We start from the raw sequence: 1,006 nt of genomic DNA, 5'->3' as shown, positions 1-1,006 counted from the left end.
CGGGCATCCAAGGCGGCCGCGTTCCGGCGGGACGCGTCATGCGGATCGGGCGGGGCAGGCGGCAGGCGGGGCATGGCGGCATGATGGCGGCGGCGGCCACCGCCGGTCAATCTCCCGTTCCCGGTCCGCCCGGCATTTCCGGCGATTTCGTTTCAGATCGAGAAATATTTCGCCTGCCGGTTCAGCACCACCAGCGCCGAGGTCGATTGTTCCGGATGCAGTTGGTAGCCATCGGTCAGCGACACGCCGATTCGCCCGGCATCCAGCAGCGTCAGGATCGGCTCCTGGTCCTCCAGGCGCGGGCAGGCCGGATAGCCGAACGAATAGCGCGAGCCGCGATAGCCCTGCTGCAGCAATTTCGCCATGTCGCGGTCGTCCTCGGCGGCGAAGCCCAGCTCGGCGCGGATGCGCTTGTGGGTATATTCGGCCATCGCCTCGGCCATTTCGACCGACAGCCCGTGCAGGTACAGGTAATCCTTATAGCGGTTGGCCTCGAACCATTCGCGCGCCATGTCCGACGCGGTCTGGCCGACGGTCACGACCTGCAGCCCGATCACGTCGCGCCGTGCGTCATCGACGTCGCGGACGAAATCGGCGATGCACGCGCCGTCCTCGCGCGGCTGGCGCGGCAGGGTGAAGCGCGCGGCCTCGGTGGCGCCGTCCTCTTCGAACAGGATCAGGTCATTGCCCTCGCCGGCGGCCTTCCAGTAGCCGTAGCAGGCTTGCGGCCGCAGGATATCCTGCTCGGCCGCCAGCGCCAGCATGCGGCGCAGCACGGGGCGCAGTTCCTGCCGGGCCCAGACCATGAAATCGTCCAGCGAGCGGCCCTGTTTCCTGAAGCCCCACTGGAACTGGTACAGCGAGCGCTCATTCAGAAAGGGCAGCACCGCATCCGGCGTGGCTTCGATGACCCTGGCCCCCCAGAAGGGCGGCACGACAGCCGGCTCGTCCTGGGTCAGGCGCCGGCGACGCGCGCGCGCGGCGGCCGGATCGACCGGGGCGAATC

At 68.7% G+C, this 1,006-nt stretch carries 1 protein-coding gene; it reads right to left on the bottom strand.

Annotated elements, in window-relative coordinates; translation table 11 throughout:
• Nucleotides 1–152 precede the first annotated feature (152 nt).
• The coding region (locus HUK84_RS19950) for a vitamin B12 dependent-methionine synthase activation domain-containing protein (RefSeq protein WP_281362874.1) at nt 153–1,006 on the bottom strand (854 nt) is incomplete at its 5' end.

Source organism: Nguyenibacter vanlangensis (genome assembly GCF_013376155.1).
In the GTDB taxonomy this organism is placed as follows: Bacteria; Pseudomonadota; Alphaproteobacteria; order Acetobacterales; family Acetobacteraceae; genus Gluconacetobacter; species Gluconacetobacter vanlangensis.
The sequence above is the reverse complement of the archived record's forward strand: the minus strand, read 5'-3'. Positions and strand labels throughout refer to the sequence as shown.